The organism is Bradyrhizobium sp. CIR18 (genome assembly GCF_014198295.1).
Classification (GTDB): Bacteria; Pseudomonadota; Alphaproteobacteria; order Rhizobiales; family Xanthobacteraceae; genus Bradyrhizobium.
In genome coordinates this window covers 65,643-79,563 of sequence record NZ_JACIHF010000001.1, presented here as the reverse complement: position 1 = coordinate 79,563, position 13,921 = coordinate 65,643, and the positions used below count along the sequence as shown (strand labels likewise).

Annotated in this window: 18 protein-coding genes; 6 read left to right on the top strand and 12 right to left on the bottom strand. The window is 64.5% G+C overall.

Going from position 1 to position 13,921, the window contains the following annotated elements; translation table 11 throughout:
* Positions 1–147: 147 nt before the first annotated feature.
* The 3 genes from GGD65_RS00465 to GGD65_RS00455 form a co-directional block, all read right to left on the bottom strand.
* Positions 148–375, bottom strand: coding sequence for a hypothetical protein (locus GGD65_RS00465; RefSeq protein ID WP_244550826.1), 228 nt, complete (start codon positions 373–375; stop codon positions 148–150).
* Between the two features lie 212 nt (positions 376–587).
* The gene (locus tag GGD65_RS00460; RefSeq protein WP_183234122.1) at positions 588–1,604 is read right to left on the bottom strand and encodes an SH3 domain-containing protein; all 1,017 of its coding nucleotides are present in this window, start codon (positions 1,602–1,604) and stop codon (positions 588–590) included.
* Positions 1,605–1,775: 171 nt separating this feature from the next.
* On the bottom strand, positions 1,776–3,698 hold the full coding sequence (locus tag GGD65_RS00455) for an FAD-binding monooxygenase (protein WP_183234121.1): 1,923 nt from the start codon (positions 3,696–3,698) through the stop codon (positions 1,776–1,778).
* Positions 3,699–3,796: 98 nt separating this feature from the next.
* Here GGD65_RS00455 and GGD65_RS00450 point away from each other — a divergent pair, with 98 nt between their 5' ends.
* Positions 3,797–4,261, top strand: a complete 465-nt coding sequence (locus GGD65_RS00450; RefSeq protein ID WP_183234120.1) for a MarR family winged helix-turn-helix transcriptional regulator — start codon at positions 3,797–3,799, stop codon at positions 4,259–4,261.
* A 119-nt stretch (positions 4,262–4,380) separates the two neighbouring features.
* Positions 4,381–4,812: a hypothetical protein gene (locus GGD65_RS00445; RefSeq protein ID WP_183234119.1), complete on the top strand. Its 432-nt coding sequence runs from the start codon at positions 4,381–4,383 to the stop codon at positions 4,810–4,812.
* Between the two features lie 10 nt (positions 4,813–4,822).
* Here the strand turns inward: GGD65_RS00445 and GGD65_RS00440 are convergent, their stop codons facing one another.
* The 3 genes from GGD65_RS00440 to GGD65_RS00430 form a co-directional block, all read right to left on the bottom strand.
* Positions 4,823–5,005 carry a hypothetical protein gene (locus tag GGD65_RS00440; protein WP_018322952.1) on the bottom strand — a complete coding sequence of 61 codons (183 nt, stop codon included), beginning with the start codon at positions 5,003–5,005 and terminating at the stop codon, positions 4,823–4,825.
* A 17-nt stretch (positions 5,006–5,022) separates the two neighbouring features.
* Complete coding sequence (locus tag GGD65_RS00435; RefSeq protein ID WP_183234118.1) at positions 5,023–6,009, bottom strand: hypothetical protein; 987 nt, start codon at positions 6,007–6,009, stop codon at positions 5,023–5,025.
* A gap of 112 nt (positions 6,010–6,121) precedes the next feature.
* Positions 6,122–6,718: a L,D-transpeptidase gene (locus tag GGD65_RS00430; RefSeq protein ID WP_177237477.1), complete on the bottom strand. Its 597-nt coding sequence runs from the start codon at positions 6,716–6,718 to the stop codon at positions 6,122–6,124.
* Positions 6,719–7,089: 371 nt separating this feature from the next.
* Between GGD65_RS00430 and GGD65_RS00425 the strand changes: the two genes are divergently transcribed.
* Both GGD65_RS00425 and GGD65_RS00420 read left to right on the top strand, forming a co-directional pair.
* Positions 7,090–8,133 (top strand): hypothetical protein, encoded by a 1,044-nt coding sequence (locus tag GGD65_RS00425; protein ID WP_183234117.1) that lies wholly within the window; start codon positions 7,090–7,092, stop codon positions 8,131–8,133.
* Positions 8,134–8,491: 358 nt separating this feature from the next.
* A complete protein-coding gene (locus GGD65_RS00420) occupies positions 8,492–8,722 on the top strand; it encodes a DUF6894 family protein (protein WP_018322949.1) in 231 nt (76 codons plus the stop codon).
* Here the strand turns inward: GGD65_RS00420 and GGD65_RS00415 are convergent, their stop codons facing one another.
* Positions 8,723–9,508: an SDR family NAD(P)-dependent oxidoreductase gene (locus GGD65_RS00415; protein ID WP_183234116.1), complete on the bottom strand. Its 786-nt coding sequence runs from the start codon at positions 9,506–9,508 to the stop codon at positions 8,723–8,725.
* A 130-nt stretch (positions 9,509–9,638) separates the two neighbouring features.
* On the opposite strand from GGD65_RS00415, the gene GGD65_RS00410 reads away from it, so the two are divergent.
* Together GGD65_RS00410 and GGD65_RS00405 are read left to right on the top strand one after the other, a co-directional pair.
* Positions 9,639–10,028 carry a hypothetical protein gene (locus GGD65_RS00410; protein WP_092262000.1) on the top strand — a complete coding sequence of 130 codons (390 nt, stop codon included), beginning with the start codon at positions 9,639–9,641 and terminating at the stop codon, positions 10,026–10,028.
* A gap of 109 nt (positions 10,029–10,137) precedes the next feature.
* On the top strand, positions 10,138–10,389 hold the full coding sequence (locus tag GGD65_RS00405) for a hypothetical protein (protein ID WP_183234115.1): 252 nt from the start codon (positions 10,138–10,140) through the stop codon (positions 10,387–10,389).
* 19 nt (positions 10,390–10,408) lie between these two features.
* Here GGD65_RS00405 and GGD65_RS00400 read toward each other — a convergent pair whose 3' ends face one another.
* The 5 genes from GGD65_RS00400 to GGD65_RS00380 form a co-directional block, all read right to left on the bottom strand.
* Positions 10,409–10,594 (bottom strand): hypothetical protein, encoded by a 186-nt coding sequence (locus GGD65_RS00400; RefSeq protein ID WP_018322945.1) that lies wholly within the window; start codon positions 10,592–10,594, stop codon positions 10,409–10,411.
* 177 nt (positions 10,595–10,771) lie between these two features.
* Positions 10,772–11,053, bottom strand: a complete 282-nt coding sequence (gene minE / locus GGD65_RS00395) for a cell division topological specificity factor MinE (RefSeq protein WP_018322944.1) — start codon at positions 11,051–11,053, stop codon at positions 10,772–10,774.
* Positions 11,050–11,865: a septum site-determining protein MinD gene (gene minD, locus GGD65_RS00390; RefSeq protein WP_183234114.1), complete on the bottom strand. Its 816-nt coding sequence runs from the start codon at positions 11,863–11,865 to the stop codon at positions 11,050–11,052. Before minD ends, minE begins: the two co-directional genes overlap by 4 nt.
* 19 nt (positions 11,866–11,884) lie before the next feature.
* Positions 11,885–12,583, bottom strand: coding sequence for a septum site-determining protein MinC (gene minC, locus GGD65_RS00385; protein ID WP_018322942.1), 699 nt, complete (start codon positions 12,581–12,583; stop codon positions 11,885–11,887).
* A gap of 224 nt (positions 12,584–12,807) precedes the next feature.
* Entirely contained in the window at positions 12,808–13,824 is a 1,017-nt protein-coding gene (locus tag GGD65_RS00380) for an ABC transporter substrate-binding protein (protein WP_183234113.1), read from the bottom strand.
* Positions 13,825–13,921: the final 97 nt, after the last annotated feature.

Genomic DNA, 13,921 nt, shown 5'->3' with positions numbered 1-13,921 from the left:
TGGGATGCGATTCCGGCCCGCCGCAGGTTTTCCCTGCGACGACGGGGCCGTCTACCAGCCGTGCTGGACCATGGCGCGCCGGATCGACCGCCGGGGGCGGCCCGTCACGGCAGCAACGGAACCGAGCGTCCCATGGCCGAGCCCCCGCTAGTGCACGCGGATGATGTGGGGTCGGCCGAGATCGATCAGCCCCTGCACCGCGGAGAGGCGGTCGTCGAGGGCTGCGATGGTGAGCAGCAGGTTGTTGCGACGCTCGTCGAGCATGCCCATCTCGGCGCCGGTGAGCTTTGTGCTCGTCCGTTCCTTGTGGATCCCTTCGAGGGATTCGCGCAGCCCGGCAATCAGGCCGGTCAGCTGTTTGGCCTCCTTCGTCATCGAACGCTTCGCGACATTTTGGCGGCGCGTCTCCGCCTGGCTCTGTCTCATATCATCCTCCCGTGCCCCGCTGCCCCGAGTGGATGCTTACACCTTTGGGTAGACATGTTACGATCGATGAAATCTGCCCGCGAAGATCTGACTTAAATTGTAAAGGCCTCGGCACGGCGAAGAAAAAGCCCGGCATCAGGGCCGGGCTTTTCCTTGCAAAGCTAGTGCTTCTGATGTCCGCCGGCGGGCCCGCCCGCCGGGGCGCCGCCGCCACGCGGGGCGGCATTGATATGCGGAGCACCACCCCCGCCGCCGTGCGGCATGGCAGGCGCGGCCGCGCGCGGCGCCGGCATCTGCGCACGGGCATTCATCGGCGAACCATGGCTCACGCTTGGCTGGGCGACATGCGGCGTCGCGGGACGTGCTGAAGGCGCGGCCGACGCACGCGGCGCTTCATGCGTGCGGGCCATCGGCTGCGCGCGCACCGGGGCGCGGGTCGGGGCCTGCTCACGCATCATGCGGGCTTGTGCATCACGCGGATTGCGGGTCTGCACATTGGTCCGCTCATGCGCGATGCGCTCACTTGGTCCAACGCGGGTCCGGTCGGGCGTAACCGCAGCGCCGCGCTTGGCGACCGCAGCGTCCCGCCTCGCGATCGCAGCGTCGCGCTTCGCGATCGCCGCATCACGCTGTGTAGTCGCGGCGTCGCGCGTTGAGATCGCGGCGGCTCCCTTGCCGCGCACGCCGCTGCGTTCGAGTGCGATCGCCGCGTCGCGCGTTGCCGCGCGGCCGATGCGGGCCGCGCGCGGATCAATCGTCATCCGCGTCGCGACGCTCTGATGAGAGGTCCAGTAATTATTCCAATAGGCATGGCGTCGATACCAGGGACGTCCCCCATAGTAACTCGACCAATACGAGGTCAGCACGAAGGGAACGACGGGCACATCGATCTGGTCGACATAGTCGGGGAGATAGACATAGTGATTGCGATAGAGATATTCGAGATATTGCGACGACACCCAGCCGCGATCATCGGAGAAGCTGACGTCGCACCAGGCATTGCCGCGCAGGCAGCCATGGATGTTGACGCGGGCGCCCCCGGGGATGCGATCGACCAGGGGAAAGCCTGAACCCGGCCCGGCGCGCAGGCCGGTCGAGACGGTGACGATGCCCGGCGCGGCCAATGCGGCTGTTGGCGCGAGCAGCAATGCGGCAACCAAAACGCTCTTGAATGTCATGGCGTGTTCCTCCTCTTTCGAGTCGGAACGCGCGGGCTTAACAGGCGTTCCGCGCATGGCGCGCCCATCCATCGAAAGATTGAAACGCGTGCCGCGCGCGGTTCAATATTCATCCGCCATTCATCGGCGCAACGCGTAAGCGGCGCTGGCGGACCGTCAGTCGACCTGCAATCAGTTGACCTGCAACATGAACGCGTCGAAGTACGATGCAAGCCCGGCAAAGTCAGAGAGCGGCAGCACGTTCGCGACATACTGGTCCGGGCGCACCACGACCATGCAGCCGGTTTTCCGATCGATGCCGCGCATGGCGAAAACGTCCTGGCCGCTCTTGAGGTCCGGACAGAACATCTTCTCGTAGTCGTACAAGCCGTAACGGCCTTTGCTCGGAAGCAACATGGGCGGCATCGCCTCGATCGCGAGTTCTCGATGATCCTGCTGAAACACCACCCGCAGATCGATCACGCTGTCGATGTCGGAGCTTCGGGTCGTGTATCGCCGGATCGGAGATTTCGGGGATTCCGCGAGAAAATTGCACAATTTACGAATGGCCGAGTCCGATGCTGCGGGATTTTCAGCAGGCGAAAACGCATAGATCCGGAAGCGGCCATCAGCCTGCGCGGCGTGGCCGAGATGAAACGGCTTGGCATCCGCCAGCCGTATCACCGGGGCGGAATGGAAGCGCTTGCCGATGACGAGGCCTTGCGCGAGGTGCTGATGCGAGGCTGCACCAGTGAGGATCGATGGCGCGTAATGTGTCGCCGTGCCCGCGGTGTAGCGGCCATGCCTGACAAAATAGTCCTGCGTCCTGGCGGCGTCGGCGCCGCCCGCTTTTGCTGACGAAGCCAGAATCCCCGCCCACTCGCGATCAAAATCGATCAGCTCTTTCGCAACCGCCTGACGCTCCGCCGAATAGGAATGCAGCAGGTGTGGGGCGCACTGCTTCCGGAGGACGGCGGCAAGCTTCCAGCCGAGATTGAAGGCATCCTGCATCGAGACGTTCATGCCCTGCCCGGCTTTCGGACTGTGGGTATGGCAGGCATCGCCGGCGATGAAGATGCGCGGCAGGCGCGTTGCGATCTCGGCTTCCGGCACGTCGTCGAACTTGTCGGTGAGACGCTGGCCGATCTCGTAGACCGACCACCAGGCGATCTCCTTCACGTCCAGCGTATGGGGCTTCAGGATCCTCTGCGCTTTCGCAATCACGTCATGGGCGGTGATGTTGCGGCTGGCGACGCGCTCGCCGACATCGAGCTTGGCGAGCTCGACATAGATGCGGACCATGTAGCCGCCTTCGCGCGGAATGATCAGCAGGCTGCCGTCCTTCGCCGATTGGATCAGCGACTTGAAGCGGATGTCCGGAAAATCGGTCACCGCCAGCACGTCCATCACGCCCCAGGCGTGGTTGGCGGAATCGCCATGCAGCTCGCGCCCGATCGACTTGCGCACGGTGCTGCGCGCGCCATCGCAGCCGACGACATAGCGCGCCTTGATCGTCTCGACCTTGCCCTCGCTTCCGACATCAACGCGTTCGAGGCGCGCGGTCACGGCATGGTCGGCTGGACCCGCGTCCGGATCGACCTCGAGGTCGAGCAGGCGGCGGCTGTAATGTGGGGCGAGCTTGGCCGGCGATTTGCGCATCACGTCGAGAAAGCCGTCGTGGATGCGCGCCTGGTTGAGGATGACATGCGGGAATTCGGACAGGCCGTCCTCGACGTCCTGCACCCTTCCGCTGCGGACGATGGTCTCGGGCAGGCGCTCGTCCGGCTTCCAGAATGTCGTCTCGTTGACCCAATAGGCCTCCTTCAGCACGCGCTCGCTGAAGCCGTAGGCGTGAAACATTTCCACGGTGCGGCAGGCGATACCGTCAGCCTGCCCGACCAGCAAGCGATCCGGCTTCTGCTCGACGATGCAGGTCTTGATGTCGGGGAATTGCGCGAGCTGGGCAGCGAGCGTGAGGCCCGCAGGACCACAGCCGACGATGAGGACATCGACCTCGTCAGGCACGGCGCCCGCCGCGCCCGGGGCCTGAACGCGCTCGGCGGGGTCGGCAATGTCAGGGTCGCCCGGCTGAAATCCATTCAGATGGAATTGCATGAGCCTCTCCCGTCAACCTGTTTTGTTATTGCTCAGTATGCTGACTATCAGTATACTTGTCAACGATCGCGCACCGCCCCGCCTTCGAGGAGAATTCGGTGAAAGACAACAACGACATGCCCGGGCATCTGGCACGCCGGTTCCAGCAGATCGCCGTCGCGGTGTTCCTGGCCGAGGTCGAGGATGCCGGCTTTGATCTCACGCCGGTCCAATACGCCGCGCTCGCAACCATCAAGGCCAATCCGGGGCTCGACCAGGTGACGCTGGCAGGCTTGATCGCCTATGACCGCACCACCATCACCGGCGTGATCGACCGCCTCGTGCAGAAGGGACTGGCCGAGCGCCGCGCTTCCAGCCGCGATCGCCGCGCCCGCGAGCTCGAGATCACCGACGAAGGCCGGCGCACGCTGCGCAAGATCACCCCGGCCGTGGAATCGGCCCAGCGCGTCCTGCTGCGTGGCCTCAGCGCAAAGGAGGGCGAGGATCTGATGCGGCTGCTGCGCAAGGCGATTGCCGCCGGCAACGATCTGAGCCGCGCACCGCTGCGCGAAACTCCGGTATGATACGGTATGTTTGCCCGCAATTGTCGCAGGGCTGCGAAACCTTGAACTAACCTTCGGCTGCTACGGTCCGCAACATTCTGCGCTTAACGCGCGATTAACTTTGCGCTTCGGGGGTTCGGATGTTCAGGTTTCTCATCGCGGCCGCGGCCATCGCACTCACGTCAGGCCATGCGCTCGCAAACGGCCATGGCGGCGGCGACCCTCCTCCGCCCAAGCCCGAAGCGACGGTCGCGCCGGCGAAGGTTATTCTGACCAAGCAGGGACCCAAGCTCGTCGATCTCAAGGGCATGACGCTCTACACTTACGAGCGCGACACCACGGGAAAGACGTCGAACTGCAACGGCAAGTGCACCGAGAGCTGGGTGCCGCTCTCCGCGACGGCCGACGCCAAGGCCGTCGGCGACTTCACCGTGATCAGCCGCGACGACGGCAGCAGGATGTGGGCGTACCGCTATCGCCCGCTCTACACCTCCCCCGCCGACAAGACGCCGGGTGAAGCCAACGGCAATGCGACGACGCTGCAATGGCGCGTTGCCCGGCCTGAGAACTAGAGCGAGATCGTCACCGGTTGTCGCGACCGGTCGGGCCGGCCAGTTCGTTCGGAACGGGCCTGAAGGCCGGCATATCTGCGCTCGGCTGAAGCGGCTTGATCTCGGCATCCACCACCACGGGCCCGGTCGCGAACCAGAGCACCGCCACGGCCGCGATTGCCAATCCCGCGCCAAGCGCCGCAAGCTCTTTCATGTCTCCGTCCCAGGCGATCAGTTGCTGAGGATGACGCCATGTTGGTGGCGCGACGGATGATCGGCATCGACCAGCGTGTTCGGATCGGTCGCGATCACGGCTTCCGGTAGCGGCATCGGCTCGAGGCCGGCGAAGCGGCGGTAGATCGCGCCCATGACAGCCCCGCAGAATGCTGCCGGCACCACGAGAAAGGCAAGCAGCGGCACCGCGAACGCAAGCAACAGCATACAGGCGAACGCCGCAACGCCGCCAATCGCCGCGTACTCCCATGCGTTGCGGCGGCTCATCGCTCGCGCGGCGTGGTGAACGCAGAGCATGAAGATGCTCGAAGGAATGACAGAGATTACCATCATGACCATGAAGGTCTGCGCCGGGATCACCGCCGCGAAGATATGTGCGGTGCTCTTGTCGCCGAAACCGTTCATCAGCAGCGGCACCAACGTGTAGGGCAGCAGAGTTGCGAGCACCGTCGGTATCAGCGCGGCGATGATGATGCCCGCGAAGGACGTGCGGACGCGGACCGGCCCGTTGAACACCAGCGGCAGCGGCTTTCCTGACGCGTCGGCAGCGAAAGCATCCACGGCTACGCGCGCAACAGGGCTCAGCCCGGCGAGCTGGCCGTAGAGGAAGCCACCGATCATTCCCGCAATGGTCGGCAACAGTCCGATCGTCATCACTGTGCCGTCGCCCGGCGCCGTCAGCTGGATGTGGTTGCGGATCGCAATGCCGTAACTCACCGCCGCCATGACGCCGCCCATCAGGCCGTAGGCGAGCCGGCTGGAGACCGTCCATTGCCGCAGCACAATATGTCCGGCGAACAGCAAGGCGGCGTTCATCGCCATGCGGCCAGCATACAGCACCAGGATCTGATCCGGCGCGGGCACCCCCACCGGATCGTTCACCTGTCCGCCCGCGAGGGCGTAGACCAGCAGCACGGCTTCGACGAGGGCCAGCGGAATCAGCGCTGCGAACAACGCGCGCGGCGAATTCTTCACGAGATACATGCGAGCAACCCCTTGCTCGCTGCACGCTAGGCGCGAGACGTTAGAGACCGCGCAAGACAATGGCTAAAATTGTCCGCAAGCAGCGCGCCGGACGTGCACGCCCTGCGAGCCTTCACCCGCGCCAGCGCGCGCCCGTCTCGGCCTGCGCGTTCTGTCCGGGCGGCAGCACCACGACCATCGAATTGAGCTTCACCCGGTCGTAGAGATCGATCACGTCCTCGTTGCGCATCCGGATGCAGCCGGACGAGATCGCCTGCCCGATATATTCCGGCTGGTTGGTGCCGTGGATGCGGTAGAGCGTGTCCTTGTTGCCGGAATAGAGATAGATGCCCCGCGCGCCCAAGGGATTGGCGGGACCGCCGGGAACGCGCGCCGGATACGGCCCGAGCCGCGCCTGGATATCTGCTGTCGGAACCCAGTCCGGCCATTCCGCCAGACGGCCGACCCGTGCGACGCCGGAGAACGCCATGGCTTCCTCGCCGACCGCGACCCCGTAGCGGATCGCCTTGCCCCCAGGCAGCACGTAATAGAGGTAGCGTGCGTCGGTATCGACCAGAATGGTACCTGGTTGCTCCTTGCGCTGGTAGTCGACGACGTGACGGAGATATTGCTCGGGCACATTCGCTTGCGCGTAAGGCGTGTGCGCAAGCAACTGCCGGTCGCGCGGCGTCATGCTCGCGTCGGTCGACGGCGAAAGCGTGGCCTGCATGCAGCCGCCCAGCGGCAGCAAGGCAACGACGAACAAAGCGATTAAAGATCTTGGCACCGCCGGCCCCCCGATAGCGGATAGCAGCGCCCCCAGCATCCCCAGATGCTGCCAAAATCGTGCTGAAAACAAGGCAGCGCGGAACACGTGCGCGTGTTCAACAAAAGGGGTTCCATCACCACAAACGGCAGAAGACAGTCGCATCATCTCCATCCCCTCGCCTTGCTTTGGTCAAACCCGGCTGGACTCGTGCGTCATCATGCGAGGCTCATCCGGTTGGGATGGGCTCGCCCCAATAGATCGGCTCGCGCCAATGCGGACGACCAGTATTTCAAGCGCCCGGCCTTCGAACACCGGGCTTCAAAGGAGCTGCGATGCTCGCGACGCTGAACCCCAAGCAAATCGTCGATGAGATCGTGAAGGACACGGTCAAGGACAACGATCCGCACGACGCGATTCAGATTTCGCCCGACATTGTGCTGGCCTCGCGCCCCGTCAGCGTTGCGCCCGCGCTCGCGCCTGACATCGCGACGCGTCCGGAGCCGAAATTCGCGCCGGAGCCCAAACCCTTGCTCGATCGCAAAATCTCCATTGAGCCCAAGTTCAGTCCCGTCTCGGAGCCGCAGGCGGCGCCCCCGCCCTCTGTCGACACGGCCGTCCGTGTCGCGGCGAGCGATGGTCTCGGTCCGCGGAAGCGATCCGCCGCGGGCAAGTGGCTGCGCGGCGCTTTCGTCACGTTTCTGTTTGCAGGCGGCAGTGCAGCCGCCACCATCGCGTGGGAGAAGCACGGCGACACCGCCAAACAGATGCTCACCGAATGGACACCGGCATTGACGTCGCTGCTGCCGTCGACATCGCAGACCGCGCCGGTCGCTGCCGCACAGGCCGCGCCGCCCGCGGAACAGGCCGCCCCGCCCGTAGCGCAACCGGCAACCGATCAAACGGCCGATCAATCTGCGACGCCACCCGCAGTCCAGGTCGCGGCCGCCACGCCCGCAGCGACGCAGCCCGATGCAGCGCAGTCGGTGCAAGCGATGACGCGCGACCTCGCCGCGATGGCGCAGCAGATCGAAGCGCTCAAGGCCAACATCGCCGAGTTGAAGGCCGGACAGGAGCAGATGGCGCGCGAGATGACAAAACCGCCTGCGCCGAAGCCGGTAGCTGAGGTCAAGCCCGTTGATCCGCGCGCACGTGCTGCTGCGGTCCCACCGCGAGCTCCGTCACCGCCGCCGGTTCGCAAACCGAAGCCGGTCGTGTCGCACACCTACATGCCGGCCTATTCGCCCGCGCCGCTCGCAGCTCCGCCGCCGCCTTCGCAGGCTGCCGCGATGCCGCCGCCGGCCGCACCTGTTACCACGACCCAAGCAGTCGCGGATGACGACGGACCGGTCGTGCGTCCGCCGATGCCATTGCGCTAGACTGAAACCGCGCAAGCAGAACGTCGCGTACGCTGTCCGAGTCGATGTGATGCGTTGAGTCCGGACAATTACGGAAAGCGATTTTTTCGCTCAAGAGAAAAGGCCGTCGGGATCTATGCCGGCGGCCTTCTCTTGCAGCTGCCGGTTCCCGGAGCCCGGTTCTGCTGCAATTCCATGCCTTATGATCACGCCAACATATTTAATTAAATGTTAAGGCCGTCACACGTTGCACATCATTTCTGCGCCATAAGCACAGAGATTGCGCGGTCCGTTCATCGGTAGATGTCGACTCAGTGGTACCATCCGACATGTGTTGAGACTTCCACTGAAGCTCATCTCGTCACACCGGGGAATTCGGATGCCGTACTACTCTTTCGATCTTGTGGTTGGTGGAGAGTTCAGGAACCAGGGCGGAATCATCCTCGAAGACATCGAGGTTGCCTCCGATCGTGCCGACCAGCTCGCCACCGAGCTGTCGCAGGTGAAGCCGGAGCTCCAGCAGAAGGGTTGCGCGGTGCGCGTCACCGATCGCGACGACAACGAGCTTTACCGCACGCCGCTCGATCCCGTGCCGGCCTGGCGCCGCTGACTACTCGTCAAGCGCGGGCGGTTCGAACCAGTTCGTCAGCGACAATCCTCCGTCGACGACGAAGGCTGCGCCGGTGACGTAAGCGGAGAGCTTGTTCGACAATACGGTGAGCGCCATCGGCGCAAGGTCATTGGCCTCGCCGAGACGCCCGAGTGGAATGTGCCGCGCCAGCGCGGGGTCCGCAACGAACCCGCCGGCGGCGATCGCGCCGGGCACCAGCGCATTGACGCGGATGTCGTGGCGGCCGAACGTCTTGGCCAACTCCTTCACCAGCATCGCCATTGCCGCCTTCGCCGTCGAATAATGCGGCAGGTTGCGCGGCGTGCCCGCATGCAGCGAGGTGAGGAACAGGAACGAGCCCGGCCGCTTCGCCGCGATCAGCCGCTTTGCGAGTTCGCGCGCCAGGTGAAAGCCGGCATCGAGATTGACAGCATGCATCTGCTGCCAGATCCTGCGATCGACCGCGAGCGCATGATCGGCCTCTCGCCGCGGCGGCGAAGCGCTGTGGACGAAATGCGTGATCCCGCCCAACGCTGCGTCCGCGGCGGCAAGCAGCGCGTCGCACGCATCCAATTCGGCGAGATCGCCGACCCAGGGCACCGCCAGCTCGGGCCTCTTGCTCGCGCCGATCGCGGCGTTCACCCGCTCCGCGCTGATGTCGGCGAACACGGTCCGGACGCCCTCGCCGACTAGGGCCTGCGCGATGGCGCGCCCGATGCCGTTGCCCGCGCCGGTGACGAGCGCTGTGTCACGGGTAGGATCGAACGGCGTGCTGAACAGGCTCATGTCGCTCTCCGAGGCCGGGATGCGGGCCACGATAGCGCACCGCGCCGGGGCGCGACAAATTCGCCCCGATACCATTGCGGAGCAGCCCGGCGGACGCTAGCCTCCCAAAAAAATGGAGGAGATACCAAGGATGCGCTACGGTTTCCTGATGGCTGGCCTGTTGCTGATCGCCGCTCCGGCCCAGGCCGAGGACCATCTACGCTCGACCTATGTGACCCTGGTCCTGCAGGCCTTTGCCACCAAGGTCGAATGTCCGGGCACGGACGTCGTCTACCAGGATCTCGTGCAGAAGGCGCAGCAGATGAAGCTGCCTGACGGCACCACTGAGAAGGTGCGCAAGGCGATTGCCTGGATGCATACCGGCGGCAAGATGGGCGAGAAGCAGGACGACGATCTGATGGCCGAGGTCGCGGTCGCGACCCAGGCGACCGATCTCAACCAGCGCCGCCTCGGCATGCCCAACTGGTGCGAGGCCCAGAAGACCAACCTCGCTGGCCTGATCCGGGCCAAGGGCGGCTAGCAAGCCGGCTGTCGCGGCGTTAAGCACACCGCGACGGAACCCTCATTTTGGCCAATAATCGTCACATTCCTCGCCAGCATGCGGGCTCCTTTCGCACAGGAGAAGCCCAATGCGGATGACGCATTTCATGGTCGCCGGCGTGCTCGCGATGAGCGCAACGCTGGGCGCCCCGGCACAGGCAAAGAATTCCGACGCCCAAAAGGGCGAGGACAAATCGACCTCGTCGTCCTCGTGCAGCGCCTATCAGCAGGCGCCGGACGGATCGTGGGAACAGCTCCCCTGCAGGGAGGCGGGCGAGCGCGGCCAGCCGCAGACGCAGCATCGATCCCCGTCACGAGGGCCGGATCGCGAGGAACGCTGAAGTGATTCCGGTCCAGCGATCAGCTGTGGGCCGGCCCGCGGATGATCCTCATGGCGTCGGCGATGTGACGCCATTCCTTGGCCTCATCGGCCTCGCCGCGGCCCTCGCAGGCCTGGGCCTGCTCAGCAGCCTTCGCAATCGCAGCAAAACCATGCCGTTCGAGCATCTGCCGCGCGACGGTGTGGACCTGGACCTCGGACATCATGGGCGCTCTCCCGTCTGACCAGACCGCAGGCCGCATCGCTCCCGCGGTCGTTCACAACGATTGAGGGCGGGACCTCGTTCCGCACCGTCCCTATGGTCCCAAAACAAAGGCGGCCCGCTATGCCCAGCGGACCGCCTTCTCACCCACCCCAAAGCTGGAGTTCGTCGGCCGCGTCCCCTATGCGACCGCCGCTTTCTTGCGATCGAAGTCGTTGGGCACCTCGATATCGACCTCCAGGGTCGATACGTCGTCGCCACGCTCGAGCCGGACGATGACCTTGGTCGGGTCAAGCGTGACATGCTTGGACACGACGGCGAGAATTTCCTCACGCAGCACCCCGAGCAGATCGGGTTGGCCACGCATTCCGCGTTCATGGGCGAGCAGGATCTGCAGCCGCTCGCGAGCGACGGGTGCAGAGGCCTTTTTGCCGCGGAGAAGCCGAAGCAGACCCATGCTCATGCAGCCCTCCGTCGCAGCAGACGATCCATAAAACGCTTGCGCTCAGTCGGAATCTGCATCGGCACGGTGTCGCCGCACAGCCGGCGCGCCGCGTCGATATAGGCCCGCGCCGGTGCGCCGTCCGCGTTCGACAGCGTCACCGGTGTGCCGACATTGGAGGCCTTCAAAACGTCCTGGCTCTCGGGGATGATGCCGAGCAAGGGCGTTGCGAGGATTTCCAGGATGTCGTCGATGGTCAGCATCTCGCCGCGCGCGGCGCGGGAGGGATCGTAGCGGGTGATGAGAATGTGCTTCTCGACGCGCTCGCCCTTCTCGGCCCGCACCGTCTTGGAATCGAGCATGCCGATGATGCGGTCGGAATCGCGCACCGAAGAGACTTCCGGATTGGTGACGATCACGGCCTCGTCGGCAAAGCGCATCGCCATGGAGGCGCCGCGCTCGATGCCGGCGGGGCTGTCGCAGATCACCCAGTCGAAACGGCTGCGGAGATCGTCGATGACCTTGCCGACGCCCTCTTCCGTCAGCGCATCCTTATCGCGGGTTTGCGAGGCTGGGAGCAGCCAGAGGTTTTCCAGCCGCTTGTCCTTGATCAGCGCCTGCGGCAGCTTTGCAACGCCCTGCACCACGTTGATGAGGTCGAACACGACGCGGCGTTCGGCGCCCATCACGAGGTCGAGGTTGCGCAGGCCGACGTCGAAGTCGACGACGACGACCTTGTCGCCGCGTTGCGCCAACGCGGCCCCCAGCGCGGCGGTCGTCGTGGTCTTGCCGACGCCCCCCTTGCCTGATGTCACGACCAGTACCTTTGCCATTTCTGAAATCTCCTTCTGGTCAGTTCAGCGCGGTAATTCGCATGGTGTTGCCCTGCAGCCAGGCCTGGGCCGGCTTGCCGCGCAGGGCCTCGTCGATATCGTCGGCGGTCTGATAAAACCCATCGATTGCAAGCAGTTCGGCTTCGATCTTCTGGCAATAGATGCGCGCGCTCGTGCGACCGTTCACGCCCGCCATGGCGCGGCCGCGTAGCGCGCCATAGACGTGGATGGAACCGCCGGCGACGACTTCGGCACCCGAGCCGACCGAGCCGAGGATGGTGACATCGCCTTCGGGAAAGATCACGGTCTGGCCCGATCGAATTGGGTTCTCCAGCAGCAGCGATGTCGGCTTGGCCTCGGACTTCGTCTCGGCCTTCTTCGGCGCGTTCGGCTCGATCACGCAGCTGCGCCCGCCTGAGAGCAGCGGCGGCATCATCGGGGTCAGCCTCGCCTCCTCAACACCCTCGATGCCGAGCACGCGGATGTTGCGGTCCTGAAGGCTCGTGAGCAGATGGCCGATCCCGGACTGGCTGAGATCGACCGAGGACAGGTCGATCACCACGGGCCGGCCGGCAAAGAAGCCCGGCGAGCGCGCAATGGTGGCATCGATCTCGTGCAGCCAGTCCTGCACCGGAACCGTCGGCGTAAACACGAAGGCCACATAAGAGCGCCCGCGCAGGCGCACCATTTGGCGTTGAGGTTTGACTGCAGCCTCCATATCGGCCGACTCGTTCCCTGTTATTGAATGGTTAACGATGCGGCGGATATGGTTAACGGCCGGTTAATTTCTCCGTGGGTTACCCGTCCCAAACTGTCATCGCCCCCGAAGGCGGGCGATCCAGTACTCAGAGACCTTATGGGTTCGTCGAAAGGCCGCGGCGTACTGGATGCCCCGGTCAAGCCGGGGCATGACACCGCTGTGTGGGGGCCAAGATGCCCTCCCTACTTCTTCACCTTGCTCGCATCCATCTTGATATTCGGATCGAGCATCTTCGTCGTGAACGCCGTGGTCACATCGAACGGCTTTTCCATGCCGAGATAGGTCTGGACCAACTCGTAGTCCTTCTTCATCCGCTCGCCATCGATCCAGCCGAGACCCTTGGTGGTGGTGAACTCGTCGGTCATCAGGAACTTGATGCGCTCCCACTGGCGCTCCTGGTTCGCCTGGTCGAGACCGGAGACCTGGTCGAGCAGCGCTTTCAGGCACGGCGCGACGTCGGCAACGCAGGCCGCAAAGGCCTTCTGCGTGACGCGCACGAACTCTTCGACGACCTTCGGATTCTTCTGCAAGTAGGCGCCGTTGACGATCAACGAATTGCCGTAAGGGTTGAGCCCGATGTCCTTCCAGTTGACGTAGCCGAGATCCTGGCCGAACTCGATCACCTTCAGATCGTGCTCGTTGTAGAAGTCGCTGATGATGTCGACGGTGTGGCTCTTCAATGCCGCGATCTTCGCGGTCGGCCCGACATTGACGAAGCCGACGGCATCGGGCGCAAGCCCGGCGGCCTTGGCAAAAGCCGGCCACATCACGCGCGAGGCATCGCCGGGCGGATTGCCGATCTTGTGGCCGGCAAAGTCCTTGACGCCGTTCACGCCGTAGCTCTTCAGCCAGTAGAAGGTTTGCCCGGTATTGGCATAGACGCTCATCACCGCGACCGTGTCGGCGCCCTTGCTCTTGGCCACCAGCATGGTGGCGAGATCGGCGACGCCGAAGGGCGAGCCGCCGGAGCCGACCTTGGCGGCGGAAACGCCCGAGCCCTTGCCGGTCTCGATCGTGAGGTCGATGCCCGCCTTCTCGTACCAGCCCTGCGCCTTGGCATAATAATACGGCGCGTGATCGGCCGTCGGCGTCCAGTTCAGGATCAGATTGACCGCTTCGCCCGCATGCGCGGGCGCCGCGGCTGCACCGAGCATCAGGGTCAAGACCAGGGCCGAGCCCGCCGCCTGCAAACGCTTCATCGCATCTCTCCTCGTTGCCGCGACCCGGCTTGTCGCTCTCCCCTTGTGAGGATACCAATGCAACAAGCCCGCCCTCAACTTGTCAACTGTTTGGTTG

Excerpts from the sequence above, each read along its gene's own strand:
- minE (WP_018322944.1), bottom strand. The coding sequence starts at position 11,053 with ATGAGCATGGGTCTGCTTCGGCTTCTCCGCGGCAAAAAGGCCTCTGCA.
- GGD65_RS00380 (WP_183234113.1), bottom strand. The coding sequence starts at position 13,824 with ATGAAGCGTTTGCAGGCGGCGGGCTCGGCCCTGGTCTTGACCCTGATG.
- GGD65_RS00445 (WP_183234119.1), top strand. The coding sequence starts at position 4,381 with ATGTTCAGGTTTCTCATCGCGGCCGCGGCCATCGCACTCACGTCAGGC.
- GGD65_RS00430 (WP_177237477.1), bottom strand. The coding sequence starts at position 6,718 with ATGCAGGCCACGCTTTCGCCGTCGACCGACGCGAGCATGACGCCGCGC.
- GGD65_RS00410 (WP_092262000.1), top strand. The coding sequence starts at position 9,639 with ATGCGCTACGGTTTCCTGATGGCTGGCCTGTTGCTGATCGCCGCTCCG.
- GGD65_RS00420 (WP_018322949.1), top strand. The coding sequence starts at position 8,492 with ATGCCGTACTACTCTTTCGATCTTGTGGTTGGTGGAGAGTTCAGGAAC.
- GGD65_RS00455 (WP_183234121.1), bottom strand. The coding sequence starts at position 3,698 with ATGCAATTCCATCTGAATGGATTTCAGCCGGGCGACCCTGACATTGCC.
- GGD65_RS00415 (WP_183234116.1), bottom strand. The coding sequence starts at position 9,508 with ATGAGCCTGTTCAGCACGCCGTTCGATCCTACCCGTGACACAGCGCTC.
- GGD65_RS00465 (WP_244550826.1), bottom strand. The coding sequence starts at position 375 with ATGACGAAGGAGGCCAAACAGCTGACCGGCCTGATTGCCGGGCTGCGC.
- minC (WP_018322942.1), bottom strand. The coding sequence starts at position 12,583 with ATGGAGGCTGCAGTCAAACCTCAACGCCAAATGGTGCGCCTGCGCGGG.
- GGD65_RS00440 (WP_018322952.1), bottom strand. The coding sequence starts at position 5,005 with ATGAAAGAGCTTGCGGCGCTTGGCGCGGGATTGGCAATCGCGGCCGTG.
- GGD65_RS00425 (WP_183234117.1), top strand. The coding sequence starts at position 7,090 with ATGCTCGCGACGCTGAACCCCAAGCAAATCGTCGATGAGATCGTGAAG.
- minD (WP_183234114.1), bottom strand. The coding sequence starts at position 11,865 with ATGGCAAAGGTACTGGTCGTGACATCAGGCAAGGGGGGCGTCGGCAAG.
- GGD65_RS00405 (WP_183234115.1), top strand. The coding sequence starts at position 10,138 with ATGCGGATGACGCATTTCATGGTCGCCGGCGTGCTCGCGATGAGCGCA.
- GGD65_RS00460 (WP_183234122.1), bottom strand. The coding sequence starts at position 1,604 with ATGACATTCAAGAGCGTTTTGGTTGCCGCATTGCTGCTCGCGCCAACA.
- GGD65_RS00435 (WP_183234118.1), bottom strand. The coding sequence starts at position 6,009 with ATGTATCTCGTGAAGAATTCGCCGCGCGCGTTGTTCGCAGCGCTGATT.
- GGD65_RS00400 (WP_018322945.1), bottom strand. The coding sequence starts at position 10,594 with ATGATGTCCGAGGTCCAGGTCCACACCGTCGCGCGGCAGATGCTCGAA.